This window comes from Paraclostridium tenue (genome assembly GCF_039521565.1).
GTDB classification, from domain to species: Bacteria; Bacillota; Clostridia; order Peptostreptococcales; family Peptostreptococcaceae; genus Paraclostridium; species Paraclostridium tenue.
This window is the reverse complement of sequence record NZ_BAAACP010000017.1, coordinates 39316-46619: the sequence shown is the minus strand read 5'-3', so window position 1 is coordinate 46619 and position 7304 is coordinate 39316. Positions and strand designations below refer to the sequence as shown.

Annotated in this window: 5 protein-coding genes; all 5 read left to right on the top strand. The window is 25.7% G+C overall.

What is annotated here, in order from left to right:
* The coding region (locus ABFX13_RS12160; RefSeq protein ID WP_346046391.1) for an S-layer homology domain-containing protein at positions 1–1759 on the top strand (1759 nt) is incomplete at its 5' end.
* A 188-nt stretch (positions 1760–1947) separates the two neighbouring features.
* The gene (locus ABFX13_RS12155) at positions 1948–3570 is read left to right on the top strand and encodes a PucR family transcriptional regulator (protein ID WP_346046389.1); all 1623 of its coding nucleotides are present in this window, start codon (positions 1948–1950) and stop codon (positions 3568–3570) included.
* Positions 3571–3812: 242 nt separating this feature from the next.
* A complete protein-coding gene (locus ABFX13_RS12150) occupies positions 3813–4982 on the top strand; it encodes an amidohydrolase (protein ID WP_346046387.1) in 1170 nt (389 codons plus the stop codon).
* Between the two features lie 185 nt (positions 4983–5167).
* Positions 5168–5881 carry a LytR/AlgR family response regulator transcription factor gene (locus tag ABFX13_RS12145; RefSeq protein WP_346046384.1) on the top strand — a complete coding sequence of 238 codons (714 nt, stop codon included), beginning with the start codon at positions 5168–5170 and terminating at the stop codon, positions 5879–5881.
* Positions 5882–5952: 71 nt separating this feature from the next.
* The gene (locus ABFX13_RS12140; RefSeq protein WP_346046382.1) at positions 5953–7236 is read left to right on the top strand and encodes a GHKL domain-containing protein; all 1284 of its coding nucleotides are present in this window, start codon (positions 5953–5955) and stop codon (positions 7234–7236) included.
* Positions 7237–7304 lie beyond the last annotated feature (68 nt).

Genomic DNA, 7304 nt, shown 5'->3' with positions numbered 1-7304 from the left:
AAAATTGTATGAAGGATATATAGATATAGATGATAAGACTGAAGAAGGAGAATGGAAGATAGAATATATAACTCTTAAGGATAGCTATGATAATACTGTTTATGTACGTAATATACATATTAGTAATTATGGGGGTGTGAAAGAGGATTTAAGTGCTGGAGATTTTAATGTTTCAGAATATACTAATACTAGTAAACCTATACAAGGAGTATCAGTAGTAAATAAAAATGAAATTTGGTCAAATAAAACAATAAATGGGGATTTATACATAGGTCCAGAAGCAGTTCTTACAGTAAGTGGCAACGTAACAGTTACTGGAAATGTATATGTATTGGGTGCGCTTAAAATTAATGGAGGATTAACAATAAACAAAACACTATATGGAACTAAAATGTCTTGGGGAGGAAATCCAACATTATATAATGGAACAATAGTTATGAGTGGATCAAATTCCATAGGGTCTATGAGTATGTCTAATTATCCAGTACAAGATATACCAGTTAGAATAGATAATGCTCCTTTAGTAGCAACAGATGGAAAAATAGATATAAAGGGTGCAACAGTTGATATAGCGGATATGTATATAGAGGGTAAGAAAGTAGATTTAGATTACAAAGGCAGATTTGATGTAAAAGGTGTAAATATAGGAACTAAGAATAAAGTAACTATAGAATTTAAAACTGTATTTGGTAATACAATAACAAAAACTTACGATGTTGATAATGATCAAATGCCTATAGTACCAATAAATAAAGTACCAGAAATAACTGCAAGTGATATAGAAATCAAGGTAGGAGAAAAGTTCGATGCTAAGAAGTTAGCAACTGCGAAGGACCATGAAGATGGAGATATAACAGATAAGATAGAAGTAATAGAAAATACAGTAGATACATCAAAGGCTGGAGTATACAAAGTAGTATATAAAGTAACAGATAGCCAAGGAGCAAGTGTAAAAAAAGAAATAAAAGTAAATGTGGTACAAGGATTAGTAGGAATGAACAGAGTACCAGAAATAACTGCAAGTGATGTAAAAATTAAAGTAGGAGAAAAGTTTGATGCTAAGAAGTTAGCAGCTGCAAAAGACCATGAAGATGGAGATATAAGTGACAAGATAGAAGTAATAGAAAATACAGTAGATACATCAAAGGTTGGAGTATACAAAGTAGTATATAAAGTAACAGATAGCCACGGAGCTATAGCTAGTAAAACTATAGCTGTAACAGTTGAAGATAAAATAGAGTTTAATGATGTAGAAGGACATTGGGCAGAAAAAACTATTAAGCTATTTGTAGAGAAAGGTTTCATAAATGGATATGAAGATAAAACATTTAAACCTGATAATAGTATGACAAGAGCTGAATTTGTAAAAGTAGTAAATAAGGTCTTTGGATATAACCAAATGGGTACAGAACAATTTGATGATGTAAACGAAAGTGATTGGTTCTACTCAGATATTTGTATAGGAATTAATATAGGATATATAAAAGGTAAGTCAAAAGATAAATTTGCTCCTAATGATAATATTACTAGACAAGAAGTTGCTATGATATTAACAAACATAATGAATAATAAAGATAGTAACTTGGATAAGTTAAATTTATTTAAAGATGGACATCAAACAGATGAATGGGCTAAATCTTCTGTAGAAGGTGCAATAGAATCAGGATACTTAAATGGGTATGAAGATAAAACTATTAGAGCTAAAGGAAATATAACCAGAGCAGAAGCAATTTCTATGTTAAGTAGAGTAAAAAAATAGATAGATTTAATCGTAGATATTATTCCCACGACTCGTCTCCACAATTGAAATACACGAAAAATACTACTATAAAATTATAGTAGTATTTTTAAATTTTAATAAAATTATCTTAATTTAGTATATAATCAATATATAAAAGGACTATACTTTTAGTTAATATTATTTTAAATGTCTAAGGTTGGTGAAGTATGGGTATATCAGTTAAAGAAATGCTTGAGGCAGAGTTTTTTAAAGAATACAAAATTTTAGCAGGCAAAAATGGTTTAAACAATCAAATTCAAGGCGTAACTGTACTTGATGCAGATGATGGATTTCATTGGTCAAGAGAAAAAGAGTTTGTAATTAGTTCAGGATATATTTTTATGCAAAATCCAAATCTGCTTGAAGAATACATCAATTCTGAACACTTTAAGGGAACAGCTTGTTTTGGAATTAAAGTGGGGAGATTTTTAAAAAAGATACCTGAAAATATTATTGAACATTTTAATAAACATAAAATACCTTTAATAGATATTCCATACAAAGATTCTTGGATGGATATAATGAATGCCTTAAATGTTACAGTAATGAATAAAAACATAAATCGTTTTAATATTAAAGAAATAAATTCTAACAAGTCTTTAGATTTATCGTATCAAGTTAGAAAAATTAATAAAATTTTAAATGCAGTTGAATATGAAATGAATTTTTCCGCAATGCTTTATGATTTATCAAACAATAAGGCCTATTATAGTTCAAATAAATTTAAAGAAGTTTCTAAGGATTTAAATATAGAAGACTTTTGGAGACCTTCCTTTGATTATAGTAAAGAGATTTTGTGCAAAGATATAAAAATGTCAAGATATAGATTTTATGATAGTAAATATGAAGCTCCATTTAGTTGGATAACAGTTCCTATAACTATAGATAATAAAGTAAAAGCATACTTTGTTGTTATTGAGGCTACAGGTCTTATTGATTATTTTGACCAATTTTCTTTAAGAATAGGATTTTTATTAATACAAGAGTTGTACGAACAAATTTTTGTTAAACAAATTATGGAAGATAGTGAATTTGAAAAATTCATAGAAAATATTTTAAATGGCAAACTAGAAGACAAAGATAATATAATAAATATAGCTAATGAGCTTAATATAAGTATAAACAACAAATTTTATATTATTGTAATGAATCAAACCAATGAGAAAATTATTTTGTCAGGGCTAAGAGAAACTTTAAAAATTTGTACAAGAAATGCATTTGGATTTGAAGATTATAAAATGGCCTTTGTGGAAGATAATAGTTGTTTATTTTTAATTAAAGAAAATAGTGAGCTTTTAGAAAAACAAAATATTAATCTTATAAAAGAGAAGTTATCTAATTTAAAAAAACGCTTGGAATTAGAGATAGATAATTTAGAATTAAGTTTTGGCATATCAGATATTCCAGACTTTATTTATGAAACAAAGAAAAGCTACAAAAGAGCAGAGAAAGCTATTAATATTGGAAAACTTTTATATAGTAAAGAAGATTTTTGTTCTTATTCAGATTTAGGAGCTTTTGCTTGGATGGATATAAAAGATGATGAAGTTAACATTATGTTAAAAGATATTAGAGTTTTATTAGATAATGAGAAATATAAAGAATATATACACACACTAAAAGTGTATTTAGAATGTAAGATGAACTTCAGTCTTACTGCTAAAAATTTATATTTACATATAAATACTGTTCGAAAAAGAATAGAAGATATTACTTATTTACTAAAGATAGATTTAGAAGATCCTATGAATAGGTTGAAATTAGAAATTTTACTCAAATTATTTTATTAAATAAGAACATAAATAAAAATTATTATAAGATATTCGTAATATATGCGGATATCTTATTTTTTTATAAATATAGTATGAAAAAATTTTCTTAATCATTATAGCAAAATGAAAATTTATTCATTTGTATAATATCTGTTAAATATAAGGAAAGTATTTACGTTGATGCAAGTTTATTTTAACTGATAATATTAAATCAAAGAAAATAATGTTAAAAAATGATAATAAGTTAAAGAGGTGTTTAAATGTCTGAAATATTAAACAAAGCTAAAGATATTGAAGGATATGTAATTAATTTAAGACGAGAATTTCACAAATATCCTGAATTAAGTAGAAAAGAATTTAAAACTCAGGAAATAGTTATTAAAGAGCTTGAAAAGATGGGAATATCTTATAAAAAGGTAGGAAATACATCAGTTGTAGCTATGTTAAATGGAAAAAAAGATGGAAAAACTATAGCTTTAAGAGCAGATATGGATGCACTTCCTATAATAGAAGAGTCAGGTGTTGAATTTTCATCAAAAAATTCTGGATTAATGCATGCTTGTGGTCATGATGCTCACACTGCAATGATTCTTGGAGCAGCAAAAATACTGTCTGAAATGAAAAATGAGATAAATGGAAATATTAAATTCTTTTTCCAAGAAGGAGAAGAAACTTTTACAGGAGCAAAAGAAATCATAAAAGGTGGAGGAATGGATGGAGTAGATGCCTGCTTTGGATTACATTGTATGCCTGATCTTGAAACTGGATATGTAAATATTGATTCAGGATATAAAATGGCAGGTTGTGATACTATTTATGTTAAATTTGAAGGAGTATCAGGTCATGGATCTTCTCCACATCTTGCAAAAGATACTATTTATCCAGCTTGTGCCTTTGTTTCAGGATTACAAGCAATAGCAACTAAAAATATTGATCCACAAGAGCCAGTAGTTCTTACAGTAGGAAAGTTTATAGGAGGAACTAAAGCTAATATAATTCCTAAATATACAAATATTGATATATCAATGAGATATTTTGACCCTAAAGTTAGAGAAATTATTCACCAAAGTATAAAAAGACATGCAAAAGCAATTGCAGAGGCTTATGAAATTAAGGTTGATGTAAATATAGAAGAAAGTGCAATAAGTCTTTATAATGATGAAGAATTATCTATTATTGCAAAGAATTCAGCTAAAAAAGTACTAGGTGAAGGAAAAACTGTATCTGGACCTAAACTAATGGGATCAGAGGATTTCCCTTATTACTTAAAATATGCAAAAGGAGTATATGCATATCTTGGATATAATAATAAGGAGAAAGATAGTATTTACTATCCACATCACGAAAAGTTTAAAATAGATGAAGACTGTTTTAAGTATGGTACAGCACTACATGTTCAATTTGCCTTAGATTTTTTAAATAAAAACTAAAAAAATTTATATAAGTCATTATTTAAATACACAAAAAGACATTGATTAAAAAATCAATGTCTTTTTTACGTTAATAAAAACTCATTCAAATTATAATTTATAAAGCTATACGACTAGAATTATATTGTATTTTTGATATATAATTAACTTTAGTAAGTAGCAGATAACAATTGGGGGAGGACATAATGTTAAAAATAGCAATATGTGAAGACGAAGTAAAACAACAAGAAATATTAGAACAATACATAGATAAAATATTAACAGAAATAACAAAGGACTATGAAATACTAACATTTATCTCAGGAGAAGAGTTACTTGAAAACTATCCTGAAAATGTAGATATATTTTTACTAGACATAAAAATGGACAAACTAAATGGAATGGAAATAGCTAAAAAAATTAGAGAAATAGACAAAAAAGAAGTGGAAATAATATTTACAACATCACTAGTAAAATATATTCAAGATGGGTATGAGGTAAGGGCATATAGATATTTACTAAAACCAATAAAGTTTGATGATTTGAAAAAACATTTGACATCATGTATAAAAGAAATAAACGAGAAGAAAGAGAACTACATAGTGGTAAATGGAAAAAATGATGTTTACAAAATAAATATAAGTCATATTACATATATAGAAATTCAAAATAAAGATATGACAATACATACTATAGATAAAGATTATAATATAAAAATGAGTATAGATAAAATAGAAAAAGAGTTAAGTATATATAATTTTTTCAGATGTCATAAAAGTTTTTTAGTTAATATTAGTTATATTGAAAATATAAAACAATATATAGCAATCCTTGAAAATAAAGATGAAGTACCTATAAGTCGTCATAGATTCAAAGAAACAAAAGTCAGATTTTTAAGCTATATAGGAAGTGTATTATAATGGGGGAAGTTTTGATTTTATCAATAATATATATTATAAACTCTATACTTTACCTTGGAATATTTTATCTAATGATAAATAAATTAACAGATAGGAAACACCTTATAAAAAAGTGGGAGTACATACTAGTATCAATACTTATAATATTAATATTGCTACTTCCAAAGATTGAATTTATAAAAATAGAGTATTGTATTTTTCAAGGCGTAATACTATCTTTATTATGCAAAAGTTTATTTAAAATTTCCATAAAAGATTCTTTGATTTATAGTATGGTATTTTCATTTGGATATATTATACTTGAGAATGTGGTAAGTTTTTTATTACTAGAAGGAGTATTTGACTTAATAATAACCTATACTGCATTAAGGTATAAGTTAGCTAAGTTTTTAGTAGTAAATACTATATTGATAATATTTATCAAACATTTTAATAAAATTGTAAACTTAGATATAAATAAAAAATACTATTTGTATATTGGCTTAATCATAATTATAAATACTACAAGTATATTTTTTATATTTGTGGGTGGAAATCTTATTTTAGATTTATATAACATTATTGCAAATAATTTGCCAAATTACACAAACTATAAGGTGAATTTTGGATTATCTAGTTTTATAAAGGTAATTCAAAATACAGTACCAGTAATTATGATATTTTGCAATATATTTTTAGTAAAAGTTGTAAATAAGTTAATAAAAAGTATGAAATCTAAATCAGAGCTAAAAGCTATCAATGATAAGTTAGATATGCAATATAACTATTATTTAAATATGCAAGAATCTCAAATGAAAGTAAGAAAATTGTATCATGATATTAATAACCATATATCTTGTATTAGGCAAATTGAAAATGAAGATATAAATGAGTACATAGACAGTATAAAAAAAGAGCTTAAGGGCTTTGAGAGTACATTTGATAGTGGAAACAGAATATTAGATATAATTTTAAGTGACAAACATTCAGAATGTATAAAAAACAATATAGATTTGTTTTGTGATATAAACTTTGAAAAATGTGATTTTATAGAGATGATAGATGTATCAGCTATATTTGCAAATATGATAGATAATGCAATAGAAGCATGTAAAAAAGTTGAAAATAATAGATATATAAATATAAGAGGAACTATAGTTAAATCTTATTATGTGATAAAGTGTGAAAATAGCAAGTCAAATGAAATCAAAATAAAAAATAAAAAAATAATTAGTAGTAAAAAGGATTCATTTCTTCATGGCATAGGTCTTTCGAGTATAAAAGAATCTCTAAAAAAGTATGATGGAGATATGGAAATTATAGATGAAAAAAATAAATTTACATTAAAAATATATATACCACTAAAGATTAAGTAATAAAAATATGACAGTTGCGCTTATATAAATACCACTTACACTGTATATATTGAACATAAAGCACATGG

Coding starts and splice junctions, on each gene's coding strand:
- ABFX13_RS12155 (WP_346046389.1), top strand. CDS start 1,948: ATGGGTATATCAGTTAAAGAAATGCTTGAGGCAGAGTTTTTTAAAGAA.
- ABFX13_RS12150 (WP_346046387.1), top strand. CDS start 3,813: ATGTCTGAAATATTAAACAAAGCTAAAGATATTGAAGGATATGTAATT.
- ABFX13_RS12145 (WP_346046384.1), top strand. CDS start 5,168: ATGTTAAAAATAGCAATATGTGAAGACGAAGTAAAACAACAAGAAATA.
- ABFX13_RS12140 (WP_346046382.1), top strand. CDS start 5,953: ATGATAAATAAATTAACAGATAGGAAACACCTTATAAAAAAGTGGGAG.